Origin of the sequence: Herbaspirillum sp. 1173 (assembly GCF_031455335.1) — a bacterium.
GTDB lineage: Bacteria > Pseudomonadota > Gammaproteobacteria > Burkholderiales > Burkholderiaceae_D > Herbaspirillum > Herbaspirillum huttiense.
This window is the reverse complement of sequence record NZ_JAVDSP010000003.1, coordinates 15301-30607: the sequence shown is the minus strand read 5'-3', so window position 1 is coordinate 30607 and position 15307 is coordinate 15301. Positions and strand designations below refer to the sequence as shown.

The window sequence follows — 15307 nt, the reverse complement described above, 5'->3', positions numbered from 1 at the left end:
CCGAATATGGGAAAATGAAGAAAAACGGCATGAAATGTGCGAAAAATCGAAGACCACAGCGCATTAATGATGGGGTTTGACGAAATTTCAAAAAAAATTTGCCCCATATGACGGCAGTGTTACACTCTGCCCCCATGTTGCGGCCAGCCTCCCGTAAAACGGGGTCAGGTATCCACAACCCTACGCGCGCCGGCCTGTTCGCCAGGTAACGGCGCCTCTTGAATCCGTTCCATCCTGGAGGAAACGACAATGAAGTTTGCAAGCCGTCTGACCAAGATCGCCCTGGCCGCCGCCACCTTTGCCGCCTTCGCCGGCGTGGCCCACGCCGAAACCGTCAAGATCGCCATCGCCGGTCCCCTGACCGGTGCCGTGGCCCAGTACGGCGACATGGTCAAGGCCGGTGCCCTCACCGCCATCGAACAGATCAACGCCGCCGGCGGCGCCAACGGCAACAAGTTCGAAGCCGTCATGATGGACGACGCCTGTGAACCCAAGCAGGCCGTCGCCGTGGCCAACAAGATCGTCAGCCAGGGCATCAAGTACGTGATCGGTCACGTCTGCTCCGGCTCCACCATCCCCGCCTCCGACATCTACGAGAACGAAGGCGTGGTCATGATCACCCCGTCGGCCACCGCGCCGCAGCTGACCGAAGCCAAGCCGCACAAGTTCATCTTCCGCACCATCGGCCGCGACGACCAGCAAGGTCCTGCCGCCGCCCGCTATGTGATCGAGAAGCTCAAGCCCAAGAAGGTCGCCGTGCTGCACGACAAGCAGTCCTACGGCCAGGGCGTGGCGTCGTCGGTGAAGTCGGCCTTGGAGGCGGCCAAGGTACCGGTGGTGGTGTTCGAAGGCATCAATGCCGGTGACAGCGATTACTCGGCCATCGTCACCAAGCTGAAGTCGCAGGGCGTGGACTTCGTCTACTTCGGCGGCTACCACCCGGAAATGGGCCTGATCATGCGCCAGGCGCGTGAGCAGGGCGTCAAGGCCGTCTTCATGGGCCCCGAAGGCGTGGGCAACAAGGACATCACCGCCATCGCCGGCCCTGCCTCCGAAGGCATGCTGGTGACCCTGCCGGCCGACTTCGCCGCCGATCCGGCCAACGCCGCCCTGGTCAAGGCCTTCGCCGCCGCCAAGCGTGACGCCAACGGTCCGTTCCAGATGCCGGCCTACTCGGCCGTGAAGATCATTGCCGATGCCATCACCGGCGCCAAGTCCACCGATCCGGACAAGGTCGCCGCCTACATCCACGGCAACAGCTTCAAGACCCCCATCGGCAACGTCGAATACGACAAGAAGGGTGACCTGAAGGCCTTCAAGTTCGTCGTCTTCACCTGGCACAAGGACGCCACCAAGACCGAAGCCAAGTGATTCGCCCCGAATCGCTGGCCTGACTGTCTGACCTGACGTCAAACCGCGAAATGCCCCATTGCAGTCGGAATGGGGCATTTCCACTTTATGGGTTCCCTCATGAATGAATTGCTCCCTCAACTGACCCAGCAGCTCGTCAACGGGCTGTCGCTGGGTGCGATCTATGCCTTGATCGCCATCGGCTACACCATGGTCTACGGCATCATCGGCATGATCAACTTCGCCCACGGCGAGATCTACATGATCGCCTCCTACGTCGGCCTGGTGACCTTGACCGCCATCGGCGTGCAGTCCGGCTATCCCTTGCCGCTGCTGCTGGGTGGCGCGCTGATCGTCTCGGTGCTGGTGACCGGCCTGTACGGCTGGACCGTCGAACGCGTGGCCTATCGCCCGCTGCGCGGCGGCCCGCGCCTGGTACCGCTGATCTCGGCCATCGGCATGTCCATCTTCCTGCAGAACTACGTGCAGATCGGCCAGGGTGCACGCGACATGTCGGTGCCGGTGCTGATCTCGGGCGCGCTGGAATTCCAGATGGGCAGCGACTTCACCGTCACCGTGCCGTATTCGCGCATGGTCATCGTGGGCGTGACGCTGGTGCTGATGGTGGCCCTGACGCTGTTCATCGCGCGCTCGCGCATGGGCCGCGCCTGCCGCGCCTGCGCTGAAGACATGGGCATGGCCAACCTGCTGGGCATCGATACCAACAAGGTGATTTCCTTCACCTTCGTCCTGGGTGCGATGCTGGCGGCGGTCGGCGGTGTGCTGATTGCCCTGACCATCGGCAAGCTCAATCCCTACATCGGCTTCATCGCCGGCATCAAGGCCTTCACGGCGGCGGTGCTGGGCGGCATCGGCAGCATTCCCGGCGCCATGCTGGGCGGCGTGCTGCTGGGGCTGGCAGAGACCTTCGCGGCCGGCTACCTGCCTTCCGAATACAAGGACGTGGTGTCCTTCGGGCTGCTGGTGCTGATCCTGCTGTTCCGTCCCACGGGCCTGTTGGGCAAGCCCGACATCGAAAAGGTCTGAGCCCGCACGGCTCGACGGACAACGACATATTCAAGGAGGCGTGATGCCTGAGACTTTCAAGAATGCCGTGGCGGCGGCGCTGGTGACCGCCGTACTGACCATCCCGCTGCTGGGCATGCAGCTGCAGCTGGAGGGCTACCGCGTGGTCCTCAATACCCACTGGACCCCGGTGCTGGTGGCGGTGCTGGCCGTGTTCCTGTTCCAGCTGGCCAAGCCTGCGCTCTCGCGCACCAGCGCCGGCATCAAGCTGCCTGCGCTGCCGCGCATGCAGCCGGGCCAGCAGCGCGCGGCCGTGCTGATCCTGCTGATGGCTGCGCTGGTGTGGCCCTTCTTCGGTTCGCGCGGCTATGTGGACGTGATGACCCTGGCGCTGATCTACGTGGTGCTGGGCCTGGGTCTGAACATCGTGGTCGGCTTCGCCGGCCTGCTCGATCTGGGCTACGTGGGTTTCTATGCCGTGGGTGCCTACACCTATGCGCTGTGCAACCAGTACTTCGGCCTCTCGTTCTGGGAATGCGTGCCGCTGTCGGCCGCTGCCGCCGCGCTGTTCGGCTTCCTGCTGGGCTTCCCGGTGCTGCGTTTGCGCGGTGACTACCTGGCGATCGTCACGCTGGGCTTTGGCGAAATCATCCGCCTGCTGCTCAACAACATGACCAGCCTCACCGGCGGCCCGGATGGCATCTCCGGCATCCCCAAGCCGACCGTGTTCGGCGTGGTGATGGCGCGCAATCCGCTGACCGAAGACGGCACCACCTTCCACCAGTTGCTGGGCCTGACTTACCAGGGTGGCCACATGGTGATCTTCCTGTACTTCCTGGCCTTGCTGATGGTGCTCTTTACGTATTTCGTCACCAGCCGCCTGCTGCGCATGCCCATGGGCCGCGCCTGGGAAGCCCTGCGTGAAGATGAAATCGCCTGCCGCTCGCTGGGCATCAACCCGACCCGCGTGAAGCTTTCGGCCTTCACGCTCGGTGCGGCCTTCGCCGGCCTGGCCGGTTCCTTCTTCGCCGCCCGCCAGGGCCTGGTGACGCCGGAATCCTTCACCTTCATCGAATCTGCCCTGATCCTGGCCATCGTCGTGCTGGGCGGCATGGGCTCGCAGCTGGGCGTGATCCTGGCGGCGATCCTGCTGACCGTGCTGCCGGAACTGGCGCGCAGCTTTGCCGAGTACCGCATGCTGATCTTCGGCCTGGTGATGGTGCTGATGATGATGTGGCGTCCGCAAGGACTGCTGCCTGCCACCCGTCCGCATGTGGAGCTGCCGCAATGAACCCGACCGTGAAAACCATGCTGGAAGTGTCAAACCTGTCGATGCGCTTCGGCGGCCTCCTGGCCGTGGATGGCGTCTCGCTGGCCGTGCAGGAGCGCGAAGTCTTCGCCATCATCGGTCCCAACGGGGCCGGCAAGACCACCGTCTTCAACTGCATCAGCGGCTTCTACCAGCCGACCTCGGGCGAGATTGCGCTCGATGGCGTCTCCATTGCCCGCCAGCCCAGCCACCAGGTGGCGCAGCAGGGGCTGGTGCGCACGTTCCAGAACATCCGCCTCTTCAAGTCCATGACCGTGGTGGAAAACCTGCTGGTGGCGCAACACCAGCAGGTCAATACCAACCTGCTGTCGGGGCTGCTGAAGACCCCGTCTTATCGCAAGTCCGAGCAGGAGGCCCTGCAACGTGCGGCCTACTGGCTGGACCAGCTCGGCCTGACGGCGCTGGCCAACCGCGAGGCCGGTACGCTCTCGTATGGCCTGCAGCGCCGCGTGGAAATCGCCCGCTGCATGATCACCAAGCCGCGCCTGCTGCTGCTGGATGAACCGGCGGCCGGCCTGAACCCGCAGGAGAAGCAGGAGCTGTCGCAACTGATCGACCGCCTGCGCCGCGAACATGGCGTAGCCGTGCTGCTGATCGAACACGACATGAGCCTCATCATGGGCATCTCCGACCGCATCCTGGTCATGGAGCACGGCAAGCCCATCGTCACCGGCACCCCCGAACAGGTGCGCAGCGACGAACGTGTGATCAAGGCCTACCTGGGAGAAGAATGATGCTGCAGTTTGACAAGGTGCATACCCACTACGGTGCCATCGAGGCCCTGCACGGCGTATCGCTGACGGTGGAAAAGGGCGAGATCGTTACCCTCATCGGTGCCAACGGTGCCGGCAAGACCACGCTCCTGATGACGCTGTGCGGCCGTCCGCGCGCCTCCAGCGGCCGCGTACTCTTCGAAGGGCAGGACATCACGCAGCTGCCGACCCATGAGATCATGCGCCGCGGACTGGCGATCTCGCCCGAAGGCCGGCGCGTCTTCCCCAGCCTGACGGTGCTGGAAAACCTCAAAATGGGGGCCTTCTTTGCCAGCAATGAAGAGATCGAGCAGGGCATCGAGTATGTGTTCGGACTGTTCCCGCGTTTGAAGGAACGCGCGGCGCAGCGGGCCGGGACCATGTCCGGCGGCGAGCAGCAGATGCTGGCCATCGGCCGCGCGCTGATGAGCAAGCCGCGCCTGTTGTTGCTGGACGAACCCACGCTGGGCCTGGCCCCGCTGGTGATTGCGCAGATCTTCGAGATCATCCGCACCATCCGCGACAGCGGCGTGACCGTGTTCCTGGTCGAGCAGAACGCCAACAAGGCGCTGGGCGTGGCCGACCGTGGCTACGTGCTGGAAAACGGCCATGTGGTCATGTCCGATACCGGTGCCAACCTGCTGGCCAACAGCGACGTGCGCAAGGCCTATCTCGGCCACGGCTGATACCGGCAGCGACGCCACCCGATCCACGGCCCGGCCATGTACATGGCCGGGCCGTGTCGTTTCCAGTATCCTGAAAACCTGCTGCGCCCTTTGCTGCAGAGCAGCAACAAAGTGCGTAGAATACCGGCCCATCCTGGCCCCGGCGCGACGGCGCGGCACCTTGAGCGTGCTTTGGGGGCCTTTCATTTGGACGACGACATGACACATCCCACACGCCGCCGGGTACTGAAAGTGGCGGGCCTGATGGCAGGTGCCGGCGCTGCCGGCCTGTTCTGGTCCCTGCCGCACCGGGTCACGGCACAAAACAATCCGGCGACCGTGCCGGTGGACGATTTTCTTCAGGTTTCCCGGCAACTGACTGAACGCCAGGATTTGAGTCCCAAGCTGGGCGCGGCTTTGCTGCTGGCCCTGTCGAAAACCGAAAAAGACCTGGCCGCGCGCCTGCAATCGCTCAAGGGCCTGCTGCAAGCCCAGCCGGCGCTGTTGCAGGCTGAGCGCCTGGCCTTCCCGGCCGAGCAGGGCGACAGCGAAAAGCTGGCCCGCGTCATCCTCGGCGCCTGGTACGACGGCGTGGTCGGCAAGGGCAAGAACGCCCAGTACGTCACCTACATCAATACGCTCTCCAACGGACTGGTGAGCGGCAAGCTGGTGCCGCCCAGTTTTTCCTATGGTCCCTGCGGCAGCTGGTCGCGCCAGCCCTGATTTGCGAGAGTGACATTCATGAGTAATCCCAATTCCGCCGACGTGGTGGTGATCGGTGCCGGTGTGACCGGCGCCTTGCTGGCTACGCGCCTGGCCAAGACCGGCAAGTCGGTGCTGCTGCTGGAATCCGGCCCGCGCATGGGCCGCGACCAACTGGTTGAACGTTTCCGCAGTTCGGCTTTCAAGTCCGACTTCATGGCGCCGTATCCGTATTCGCCGCTGGCACCGCACCCGCGCTATACCCCGGAGCCCAACGGCTATCTGCAGCAGAAGGGGCCTCATGCCTTCAATGCGCAGTACATCCGCATGTTCGGCGGCACCAGCTGGCACTGGGCGGCGCAGTTGTGGCGCTATGTACCCAACGACTTCCGCCAGCACAGTCTGTATGGCGTCGGCAAGGATTGGCCGATCAGCTATGACGACCTGGAAGACTACTACTACCAGGCCGAGGTCATCGCCGGTGTCGGCGGTTCGCCCGAGAGTGGCTCGCCGCGCAAGCATCCTTTCCCGATGGAGCGGGTGCCGGCCTCGTGGCTGCAGCAACGCGTGACGGCCCGCCTGGCGCCGGAATTCACCGTGCTCGACGACAGCACCGGCCGCAACAGCCGCAACTATGACGGCCGTCCGGCCTGCTGCGGCAACAACAACTGCATGCCGCTGTGTCCCATCGATGCCCAGTATCACGGCGGGCTTGCTGCGCAGCAGGCCGAAGACAGCGGCGTACAGGTCATCACCGAGGCCGTGGTCTATCGCCTGGAACATGACGACAAAGGCCGCATCGCCGCCGTCCATTATTACGACTGGAACAAGGTCAGCCACCGCATCACCGCGCAGACCTTCGTGCTGGCCGCCAATGCCATCGAGACCCCCAAACTGCTGTTGATGTCGGTGAGCGACAAGTTCCCGCAGGGGATCGCCAACGCCCGCGACAACGTCGGCCGCAACCTGTGCGACCACCCGGCCATCGGCGTGACCTTCGATGTGGATGAAGAAATCTGGCCCGGCCGTGGTCCGGTCAGCCCTTGCTCCATCGGCCAGTTCCGCGATGGCGATTTTCGTGCGGAGCACGCGCCGTTCCGCATCGATATTTCCAATGCCTCGCAGGTGGCCTCGGTGACCAAGGAAGTGCTCGCCGAGGGTTACTTCGGCAAGCGCCTGGAAGAGCAGATCCTGTTCCGCGCCGCACGCCGCCTGAGCATCAAGAACGCGCTGGAACAACTGCCCGACCGCAACAACCGCGTGACCCTCGGCGACAAGAAGGATGAACTTGGCCTGCCCGTCCCGGCCCTGTACTGGAACGTGGACGACTACGTCGTCAAGGGCACCGAGAAGACCCGCGCCGCCTACGACGCCATCGCCGCCCGGCTGGGTGCGACCAACATCAAGCACAGCAAGAGCGGGGCGTTCTCCAATCGCCAGCACATCACCGGTACGCTCTCCATGGGCCTGGACCCGGCCACCAGCGTCACCGACGCCTGGGGCCGCGCACACGACCACGAGAACCTGTTCATGGTCGGTACCGGCGTCATGCCCACGGTCGGCACCTGCAACGTCACGCTGACCGCGATGGCGCTGGCGCTGCGCACGGCCGACAAGATCATCGAGGAGAGCCGCCATGCGTAAGCCGTTCAAGCGCCTGCTGGCGATGCTGTCCTTGCTGGGCGTGGTCGCGCTGGCCCATGCGGCCAATGATGCGCAGTTGATCAAGCGCGGCGAGTACCTGGCCATCGCCGGTGACTGCGCCGCCTGCCACAGCGAGAAGGGACGCGCCCCGTTCAGCGGCGGGCATCCGATCAGCAGTCCTCTTGGCACCATCTACAGCACCAACATCACGCCCTCCAAGACCCACGGCATCGGCCAGTACACGCCGGAGCAATTTGCCGCTGCCTTGCGTCGCGGCGTGCGTGCCGATGGCAGCAACCTGTATCCGGCCATGCCCTACACCGCCTATGCGCGGCTGAACGATGAGGACGTGGCGGCGCTGTACGCTTACTTCATGCAGGGCGTGCAGCCGGTGGACCAGGCTGCGCCGGCGACGGCGCTGCCGTTCCCGTTCAACATCCGCATGTCGATGAAGGCGTGGAACTGGCTGTTCCTGGACACCAAGCCCTTTGAGCCCGATCCGGCACAATCGGCGCAGTGGAATCGCGGAGCCTACCTGGTGCAGGGCCTGGCCCATTGCAGCACCTGCCATACGCCGCGCAATGTGCTCATGGCCGAGCAACTGGAGCGCCGCCTGCAAGGGGCCTCGCTCGGCACCTGGTACGCGCCCGACATCAGCCCCGCTGCCTTGCAGGCCAAGCCGGCCTGGACCCGCGCCATGCTGGCCGAGTACCTGGCCAGCGGCCACGCCGCCAATGGGGCCACCGCCGGCGGACCGATGCTGGAAGCCATCGAAAAGAGTTTCTCGCGCATGACCCGTGAGGATCTGGATGCGATGGCCACCTATCTGCTGCCGGCCAGTCCGGCCGAGGCGGCTCCGGCGTCCGCGACTGCGCCGGCTGCTGCCGTCCCTGCGCTGACCCCGGTGCAGGGCGACGATACGCCCCAGGCGCTGGCCGCCATGAGTGTGGGTGCACGTGTCTATATGAACAATTGCGCCTCCTGCCACAACACCGGCGGCCAGGGCCTCAACGGCCTGCCATCCCTGCAGCAGCATCCGCTGCTGCGCCAGCCCAATGCCGACAACGTGGCCATGGCCATCCTCGAAGGCGTGCTGCCGGAGCACGGACAAGGCATGATCGGCTTTGCTCATACCTTGAACGATGGCGAGATTGCGGCGGTGACCAACTACCTGATGCAGGATCTGGGTGGCAGCAAGGTCAGCATCAGCGCCGAGCGCGTCAAAGCCTTGCGGGCCGGCGGTGAGCCCTCGCCGCTGTTGTGGGTGGCGCGCGGCGGCATGGTGCTGCTGGTGCTGGTCCTGCTGGGCGTGGCGGTCTGGTGGCGTCGTCGCCGCAAGCCCGGCACGGCAGGCTGAAGCCGAAGGATGACCTTCCAACGCTCCTGACATGTCATACCAGATGCCGCCCGGCCCACACCGGGCGGCTCTTTTTTGTGCTGCGTGGCGGCTTTTGCGTGGCAATGGTCTGCTGCGAGTGACATTCGGGATTGTTTCGGGCTATCCTCGACATTCGATGAGGAAAAGCATGAAAAAGATTTCGCAGCACCTGAAGCAACTGGGCATGGGCAGCCTGCTGCTGGCCAGCGCCTGGATGATTCCCGCTGCGGCACACGCGGACCGGCTCGGCGAGATCCAGGAGCGTGGCTCGCTGATCTGCGCCACGCTGGCCAGCAATGAGCCGCTGGGTTTCCCCGATCCGCAGAGCGGCCAGATCGTCGGTTTCGATGTGGACATGTGCAGTGCCATCGCCGCCAAGCTGGGCGTCAAGATGCGACAGCGGAGCCTGACCGTGGAGGCAAGACTGCCGGCGCTGATCGAGGGCGAGGTTGACCTGGTCTCGGGCGCACTTGGCTATACCCGCGAGCGGGCGCGCCAGATCGATTTCACGGCTTCGCATTACCAGACGCCGATCAAGCTGCTCGTGTACAGCGATTCCGGACTGAATCTGGTCTCCGACCTGGAAGGCAAGCGTATCAGCGCCAATCGTGGTTCCACCCCGGAGCAGGCGGCGCGGCGCGTACTGCGCAAGGCCACCTTGCTGACTTTCCCTGAGACCCCGCAAACCTTCCTGGCGCTGGCCCAGCGGCAGGTCGATGCCATGGCCGTGGCCATGCCCTCGGGGATCCGCTTCGTCAACGAATCGGGCGGACGCTTCCGCTTCGTCGAAGGCGCACTGGCCTGGGAGCCGACGGCGCTGGGTGTCAAGAAGGGCGAGCACCGACTGCTGGACGCCGTCAACAAGGCGCTGGTCGCGCTGGAAAAGGACGGCGAGATCGACGCCATGTGGACCAAGTGGTTCGGTCCCAAGACCAAGTTCAATATTCCCCGCGACAAGAAGCTCACGCCCATTGCCAGCCTGCGCTAGCAGGCTTGGTTCAAATCAGTTCCAGTTCCGGTTCCCGCGCGTGGTACGGCGGACGTCCCTGCATTGCCGCGGCCTGGTGCTGCCTTTATCCGTCGCCGGCAACCGCTTGCGCGGCAGCCTCATCGAAGATATCGGCTGTGGGTGAACAATAGACTTGGGGGGAGGCCCCCAGCCTGGCTGACAAATCCTGCGCCAACTGCAGCAGAGTGGCCCGCATGGCCTCGCTGGCGGCCGGGTCGAAGCGCAGGCTCAGGCCAAAAATGGTCAGCGCACCCACCAATGCGTTGCCGGCGCCGAACACCGGAGCCGACATCGACGAGGACAGCGGATTGTTGATCCCGACCGAAATGCTGACATAGCGGCCGCCCGAGCGCGCCGCATTCCCCGGCACGGAAAAGAAACGCAACACCTGCGCGCTGGAGGTCTGGTCCATGGCAAAGAGGCTGCCGGCCTTGACTGTGGCCTTCACCGAGGCCGGTGTTTCGGCCGCATACAGGCAAAGCCGTTGCTCTTGCTGGCGGATATAGAAGGCAGTGCTTTCGCCGGTCGCCCGGACCAGCTTCTCCAGCGTGGGCATGATGAAGTCGGCATAGTCGAACCGGGCTTCGAAGGCCTTGCCCAACTGATAGGCGCGCGGCCCCAACTGATATGAGTTGTCTGCCCGTTGCACGACATATCCCGCTTTGATGAACGACATCATGTAGCGGTGGATCACGCTCTTGAACAGCCCCGTACGCGCTTCCAGCTCGGTGAGCCCAAACGGCTCGGGCGCATCAATGAAGGCGCTCAGGATTGCCAGGCTACGTTCGGCCCCCAGTACGGTGCGGTCGGGCACTGCATCCTTGTTCTCGGGCTCATTCTTTTTTTTCATAAATCCATTTTGCATTTCTCGATGGGGCGAGGTTATCACACCTTTTTCGATTGGCGCGGCGCACCAAAAGGTGCCGGCGCCCCCCTTTTCTGCACCGGCGGCGGGAGCCCGCATGCCCCTTTTCAGGTTTTTTGCACCGCCGCGGAACACGCGCTAAGTTCATGAAAAATAAGGAGAAATCACGCTTGTTTAAAAATCATAATGCAATTATGATTTGTTGAACCGAGCTTCGTTGTTCAACCAGGGAAAGGGAATGAAAATGAATGTGGGGCGCTTTCACAAGAGCTGTATGGCAATCGCGGCTGCGGCCGTTTCGCTGATGTTCGCCACGGCGGCGCATGCTGACCGGTTGTCTGATATCAAGGCGCGCGGCACCTTGGTATGCGCCACCTTGACCAGTAGTGAGCCGCTGGGCTTTCCCGATCCGGCCACCCGCCAGGTGGTGGGCTTCGATGTCGATATGTGCGCGGCAGTGGCCAAGGAGTTGGGGGTCAAGCTGGAACACAAGGGCGTCTCGGTGGAGGCACGCATCCCCGAGCTGACGCTGGGACGGGTGGACCTGGTGGTCGCTGCGCTGGGATATACCAAGGAGCGGGCACAGCAGATCGATTTCACTGCGGCGCATTACCAGACGCCGATCAAGCTCATCGTCCACAGCAACGGCGGTTTCAGCAAGATCGAGGATCTGGCGGACAAGCGCATCAGCGCCAACAAGGGGTCCACGCCGGAACTGTATGCGCGCCGCACACTGCCCAAGGCCACCATCCTGACCTTCCAGGACACGCCGGCAGCCTTCCTGGCGCTGGCTCAGAACAAGGTGCAAGCGCTGGCGCTGTCGCAGCCCTCGGGTATCCGCTTCGTCAATGAATCGGAAGGGAAGTACAAGTTCCTCGACGGAGCGCTGGCCTGGGAGCCCACGGCCATGGGCGTCAAGAAGGATGAGCCGGCCTTGCTGGCGGCGGTCAACGACGCCCTCGAGAAGCTGGAGAAGAGTGGCCAGACCGATGCCCTGTGGAACAAGTGGTTCGGCCCCTCTACCAAATTCAACATCCCGCGCGAGAAAAAGCTCACGCCCATCTCCGCCTTCCAGTAAGCCTATCGTTCCAGCCGCAATGATCCCGCGCACCGCTTGTCCCGGTGCGTGCGGGAGCGGCTTGCCCTTTGCCTGGCGATATTCACGCGCCAGGCAGTCCTAGCAAGAAAGCGATGACATGCTCAATCTCGATTTCGCTGCAGTATTGCAGGGCCAGTATCTGGACTGGCTCATCGGTGGCGCCCTCACCACGCTGTGGCTGTTCGCTGCAGCCTGGGTCTGTGCCTTCCTCCTGGCGGTAGGACTGGTGGCATTGCGTACCCTGGCCTTGCCACCACTGGAGTGGGCCATTGCCGCCTACGTCAACTATCACCGCAACGTGCCTGGGCTGGTGCAGATCTTCGTCTGGTACTTCGGTATTCCCGAGCTGCTGCCGGCGAGCATCACCGGTTTTGTCAATGACCACAATGGCGAATTCATCTTTGCCTTGATCGCGCTGTCCCTCAACAGTGCGGCCTACATGTCGGAGGATCTGCGCAGCGGTATGCGCTCGGTGGCGGAAACCCAGATGGAAGCAGCCCGCGCGCTGGGCCTGTCTTATCTGCAGTCGATGCGCGACGTGCTGCTGCCGCAGGCCATCCGCATCTCGGTGCCGCCGCTGGTGAACCAGTCACTGTCGCTGTTCAAGTCCACCAGCCTGGCCATGGCCATCGGTGTGGCCGAGATGACCTACGCCAGCCGCCAGATCGAAAACGAAACCTACCGCACCTTCGAGACCTTCATCCTGGCATCGGCCTTCTACCTGCTCATGTCGTGGTCGATCATGGCACTGGGAGCCTGGTACAACCAACGGCATCTGGCCGTGAAGGGGCGCTGACATGTTCGACATGCTCGATATCCTCCGTACCTATGGCCTGCAACTGCTGATCGGGGAATTTCCGCACGGTCCCCTGGGTGGTCTCGCATTGACCCTGATCCTGGCGGTGACGGGGCTGGTCTGCGCGTTTCCCCTGGCGGTGCTCTTCGGTATCGCCCGTACCAGCCGCATCGGCTGGGTGGCCTGGCCGGCCGCCGGCATCGTGCATACCTTGCGCGGCCTGCCGGTACTCATGCTGATCTTCTGGGCTTACTTCATCGTGCCGCTGTTGACCGGCAAGCCGATCTCCGGCACCACCACGGTGATCTGCGCGCTGGTGGCCTACGAGACGGCTTTCCTGGGCGAGGTCATCAAGGCTGGCATCCTGGCCATCCCTCAAGGGCAGGTCGAGGCGGCGCGTTCGCTCGGTATGGGCTACTTCACCACGCTGCGCGAGGTGGTGCTGCCGCAGGCCCTGTTCAACATGATCCCGAGCATCCTCAATCAGTTGATTTCGCTGATCAAGAATACCTCGCTGGCCTACATCATCAGCGTCAATGAACTCACCTATGCAGCCTACCAGGTCAACGCACAGCTGCTGACCAAGCCCTTCCAGGTGTACTTCCTCCTGGCCATGACCTACTTCGCCCTGTGTTACCTGCTCAGTTCGATGGTGGGACTGGCCGAGCGCCGCATCAAACAAAAACGTCAATTCAGGAGTCTCTGATGATCCGATTCAATCATGTGAACAAGTGGTACGGCCACTATCACGCCCTGCGCGACATCAACGAGGAAATCAAGCGCGGCGAAGTGGTCATCGTCTGTGGCCCGTCGGGCTCGGGCAAGTCGACGCTGATTCGCACCATCAACCGCCTCGAGCCCATCGACGATGGACAGATCTATGTGGATGGCCAGGACGTGCGTGGCAATGGCGTCGACATCAACAAGCTGCGTAGCCGTATCGGTTTCGTGTTCCAGTCCTTCAACCTGTTTCCGCACATGAGCGTGGAGCGCAACGTGATGCTGGCCACCATGCGTGTGCTCAAGCTGTCGGAGAAAGCCGCTCGCGAAACGGCCATGAGCCTGCTGGACAAGGTAGGCCTGGCCGCCAAGGCGCAATCCTATCCCGGCCAGCTCTCGGGCGGCCAGCAGCAGCGTGTGGCGATCGCCCGCGCCCTGGCCATGAAGCCGCCGGTGATGCTCTTCGATGAACCGACCTCGGCGCTGGACCCTGAGATGGTGGGCGAGGTCTTGCAGGTCATGAAGCAGCTTGCTGCCGAGGGCATGACCATGGTCTGCGTCACGCATGAGATGGGGTTTGCCCGCGAGGTAGCCGACCGACTGCTGTTCATGGCCGATGGCCAGGTGCTGGAGCGTGCCACCCCGCAAGACTTCTTCGAGCGCCCGCAACATGAGCGCGCCCGCAAGTTCGTGGCCGATATCCGCCACGCCTGACACCACGATTTCACCGCATTTCCACCACGAGACCCCCTATGGCATTCATTTCCGATTCACTGTCGCGCATCAAGGCTTCGGCCACCATCGCCATTACCCAGAAGGCGCGCGAGCTGGCCGCCCAGGGCCGCAACGTGATCGCCCTGAGTTCGGGGCAGCCCGACTTCGATACCCCCGAGAACATCAAAGCGGCCGCGTACGCTGCCATCGCCCGCGGCGAAACCCGCTATACCGCCGTGGCCGGCATCACCGAGTTGCGCCAGGCCGTGGTGGCCAAGTTCAAGCGCGAGAACCAGCTCGATTACAGCGTGGCCCAGACCATCGTCTCCAACGGCGGCAAGCAGGTCATCGCCAACGCCCTGATGGCTACCGTCAACGCCGGCGATGAAGTGATCGTGCCGGCGCCTTACTGGGTTTCCTATCCCGAACTGGTGGCCTTGTGCGGCGGGCGTGTCGTGTACGCACAGACTACGCGGGCAGCCGGTTACAAGCTGCGTCCGGAAGCCCTCGAGGCCGCCATTACTCCGCGTACCAAATGGCTGATGTTCAATTCCCCCTGCAATCCCAGCGGTGCGGCCTATACCCGCGCCGAGCTGGAGGCGCTGGCCGAGGTGCTCAAGCGCCATCCGCATGTATGGATCCTCTCGGACGATATCTATGAACACCTGACCTATGGCGACTTCGAGTTCACCACGCCGGCCCAGATCGCACCCGAACTGTACGAACGCACGCTGACCATGAACGGCGTCTCCAAGGCCTACGCCATGACGGGTTGGCGCATCGGCTATGCCGCCGGTCCGCTGCCGTTGATCAAGGCCATGGAAAAGATCCAGGGCCAGCTCACCTCCGGCGCCAGTTCCGTATCGCAATGGGCGGCGCTGGAAGCCTTGAACGGCCCGCAGGATTACATCCATGAAAGCCGCAAGGTATTCCAGGCGCGGCGCGATCTGGTGGTGTCGATGTTGAACCAGGCCGAGGGGCTGGATTGCCCGGTGCCGGAAGGGGCGTTTTATGTCTTCCCGTCGTGCGAGCGGCTGATCGGCAAGCGCACCGAGGATGGCCAGACCATCGCCAGCGACGAGGATTTCGTCTCGCTGCTGCTGCAGGCCGAAGGCGTGGCGCTGGTGCATGGCAGTGCCTTCGGGCAGGGACCGAACTTCCGTCTGTCCTATGCCGATTCGACCGAGCGGCTGCGCCAGGCATGCCTGCGCATCCAGAATTTCTGCGCGAGTCTGCGTTAAGCCCTTCCATCAACCA

15 protein-coding genes are annotated in these 15307 nt (G+C 63.4%); 14 read left to right on the top strand and 1 reads right to left on the bottom strand.

Annotated elements, in window-relative coordinates; genetic code table 11:
- Positions 1-249: 249 nt before the first annotated feature.
- The 9 genes from J2X56_RS11995 (at position 250) to J2X56_RS11955 (ending at position 9835) form a co-directional block, all read left to right on the top strand.
- Positions 250-1371 (top strand): branched-chain amino acid ABC transporter substrate-binding protein, encoded by a 1122-nt coding sequence (locus J2X56_RS11995; protein ID WP_039790367.1) that lies wholly within the window; start codon positions 250-252, stop codon positions 1369-1371.
- Positions 1372-1470: 99 nt separating this feature from the next.
- Positions 1471-2397, top strand: a complete 927-nt coding sequence (gene livH, locus J2X56_RS11990) for a high-affinity branched-chain amino acid ABC transporter permease LivH (RefSeq protein ID WP_034350126.1) — start codon at positions 1471-1473, stop codon at positions 2395-2397.
- 43 nt (positions 2398-2440) lie between these two features.
- Positions 2441-3667 carry a high-affinity branched-chain amino acid ABC transporter permease LivM gene (locus tag J2X56_RS11985; protein WP_121038907.1) on the top strand — a complete coding sequence of 409 codons (1227 nt, stop codon included), beginning with the start codon at positions 2441-2443 and terminating at the stop codon, positions 3665-3667.
- Entirely contained in the window at positions 3664-4440 is a 777-nt protein-coding gene (livG, locus tag J2X56_RS11980; protein ID WP_034338298.1) for a high-affinity branched-chain amino acid ABC transporter ATP-binding protein LivG, read from the top strand. Before J2X56_RS11985 ends, livG begins: the two co-directional genes overlap by 4 nt.
- The gene (locus tag J2X56_RS11975; RefSeq protein ID WP_034338301.1) at positions 4440-5144 is read left to right on the top strand and encodes an ABC transporter ATP-binding protein; all 705 of its coding nucleotides are present in this window, start codon (positions 4440-4442) and stop codon (positions 5142-5144) included. The genes livG and J2X56_RS11975 overlap by 1 nt, the downstream gene beginning before the upstream one ends.
- Positions 5145-5342: 198 nt before the next feature.
- Positions 5343-5846, top strand: coding sequence for a sugar dehydrogenase complex small subunit (locus tag J2X56_RS11970; RefSeq protein WP_134134975.1), 504 nt, complete (start codon positions 5343-5345; stop codon positions 5844-5846).
- Between the two features lie 18 nt (positions 5847-5864).
- Complete coding sequence (locus J2X56_RS11965; protein WP_034334885.1) at positions 5865-7469, top strand: GMC family oxidoreductase; 1605 nt, start codon at positions 5865-5867, stop codon at positions 7467-7469.
- Complete coding sequence (locus tag J2X56_RS11960) at positions 7462-8826, top strand: cytochrome c (protein WP_134134979.1); 1365 nt, start codon at positions 7462-7464, stop codon at positions 8824-8826. Before J2X56_RS11965 ends, J2X56_RS11960 begins: the two co-directional genes overlap by 8 nt.
- Before the next feature lie 169 nt (positions 8827-8995).
- Positions 8996-9835, top strand: coding sequence for an ABC transporter substrate-binding protein (locus J2X56_RS11955; protein ID WP_134134981.1), 840 nt, complete (start codon positions 8996-8998; stop codon positions 9833-9835).
- Positions 9836-9920: 85 nt separating this feature from the next.
- On the opposite strand, the gene J2X56_RS11950 is transcribed toward J2X56_RS11955, so the two are convergent.
- Positions 9921-10820 (bottom strand): IclR family transcriptional regulator, encoded by a 900-nt coding sequence (locus tag J2X56_RS11950; protein ID WP_227022600.1) that lies wholly within the window; start codon positions 10818-10820, stop codon positions 9921-9923.
- A 175-nt stretch (positions 10821-10995) separates the two neighbouring features.
- Here J2X56_RS11950 and J2X56_RS11945 point away from each other — a divergent pair, with 175 nt between their 5' ends.
- From J2X56_RS11945 to J2X56_RS11925, 5 genes are all read left to right on the top strand, one after another.
- A complete protein-coding gene (locus tag J2X56_RS11945; RefSeq protein ID WP_121038922.1) occupies positions 10996-11799 on the top strand; it encodes an ABC transporter substrate-binding protein in 804 nt (267 codons plus the stop codon).
- A gap of 118 nt (positions 11800-11917) precedes the next feature.
- Positions 11918-12616 carry an amino acid ABC transporter permease gene (locus tag J2X56_RS11940; protein WP_121038925.1) on the top strand — a complete coding sequence of 233 codons (699 nt, stop codon included), beginning with the start codon at positions 11918-11920 and terminating at the stop codon, positions 12614-12616.
- Between the two features lie 10 nt (positions 12617-12626).
- Positions 12627-13322 (top strand): amino acid ABC transporter permease, encoded by a 696-nt coding sequence (locus tag J2X56_RS11935; RefSeq protein WP_204725621.1) that lies wholly within the window; start codon positions 12627-12629, stop codon positions 13320-13322.
- The gene (locus J2X56_RS11930; protein ID WP_121038928.1) at positions 13322-14050 is read left to right on the top strand and encodes an amino acid ABC transporter ATP-binding protein; all 729 of its coding nucleotides are present in this window, start codon (positions 13322-13324) and stop codon (positions 14048-14050) included. Before J2X56_RS11935 ends, J2X56_RS11930 begins: the two co-directional genes overlap by 1 nt.
- A gap of 38 nt (positions 14051-14088) precedes the next feature.
- A complete protein-coding gene (locus J2X56_RS11925) occupies positions 14089-15291 on the top strand; it encodes a pyridoxal phosphate-dependent aminotransferase (protein ID WP_121038931.1) in 1203 nt (400 codons plus the stop codon).
- Positions 15292-15307: the final 16 nt, after the last annotated feature.

Bases quoted from the DNA above. Each gene is read 5' to 3' on its own strand.
- livH (WP_034350126.1), top strand. From the start codon at position 1,471: ATGAATGAATTGCTCCCTCAACTGACCCAGCAGCTCGTCAACGGGCTG.
- J2X56_RS11995 (WP_039790367.1), top strand. From the start codon at position 250: ATGAAGTTTGCAAGCCGTCTGACCAAGATCGCCCTGGCCGCCGCCACC.
- J2X56_RS11925 (WP_121038931.1), top strand. From the start codon at position 14,089: ATGGCATTCATTTCCGATTCACTGTCGCGCATCAAGGCTTCGGCCACC.
- J2X56_RS11975 (WP_034338301.1), top strand. From the start codon at position 4,440: ATGCTGCAGTTTGACAAGGTGCATACCCACTACGGTGCCATCGAGGCC.
- livG (WP_034338298.1), top strand. From the start codon at position 3,664: ATGAACCCGACCGTGAAAACCATGCTGGAAGTGTCAAACCTGTCGATG.
- J2X56_RS11970 (WP_134134975.1), top strand. From the start codon at position 5,343: ATGACACATCCCACACGCCGCCGGGTACTGAAAGTGGCGGGCCTGATG.
- J2X56_RS11985 (WP_121038907.1), top strand. From the start codon at position 2,441: ATGCCTGAGACTTTCAAGAATGCCGTGGCGGCGGCGCTGGTGACCGCC.
- J2X56_RS11935 (WP_204725621.1), top strand. From the start codon at position 12,627: ATGCTCGATATCCTCCGTACCTATGGCCTGCAACTGCTGATCGGGGAA.
- J2X56_RS11955 (WP_134134981.1), top strand. From the start codon at position 8,996: ATGAAAAAGATTTCGCAGCACCTGAAGCAACTGGGCATGGGCAGCCTG.
- J2X56_RS11940 (WP_121038925.1), top strand. From the start codon at position 11,918: ATGCTCAATCTCGATTTCGCTGCAGTATTGCAGGGCCAGTATCTGGAC.
- J2X56_RS11945 (WP_121038922.1), top strand. From the start codon at position 10,996: ATGGCAATCGCGGCTGCGGCCGTTTCGCTGATGTTCGCCACGGCGGCG.
- J2X56_RS11965 (WP_034334885.1), top strand. From the start codon at position 5,865: ATGAGTAATCCCAATTCCGCCGACGTGGTGGTGATCGGTGCCGGTGTG.
- J2X56_RS11950 (WP_227022600.1), bottom strand. From the start codon at position 10,820: ATGCGGGCTCCCGCCGCCGGTGCAGAAAAGGGGGGCGCCGGCACCTTT.
- J2X56_RS11960 (WP_134134979.1), top strand. From the start codon at position 7,462: ATGCGTAAGCCGTTCAAGCGCCTGCTGGCGATGCTGTCCTTGCTGGGC.
- J2X56_RS11930 (WP_121038928.1), top strand. From the start codon at position 13,322: ATGATCCGATTCAATCATGTGAACAAGTGGTACGGCCACTATCACGCC.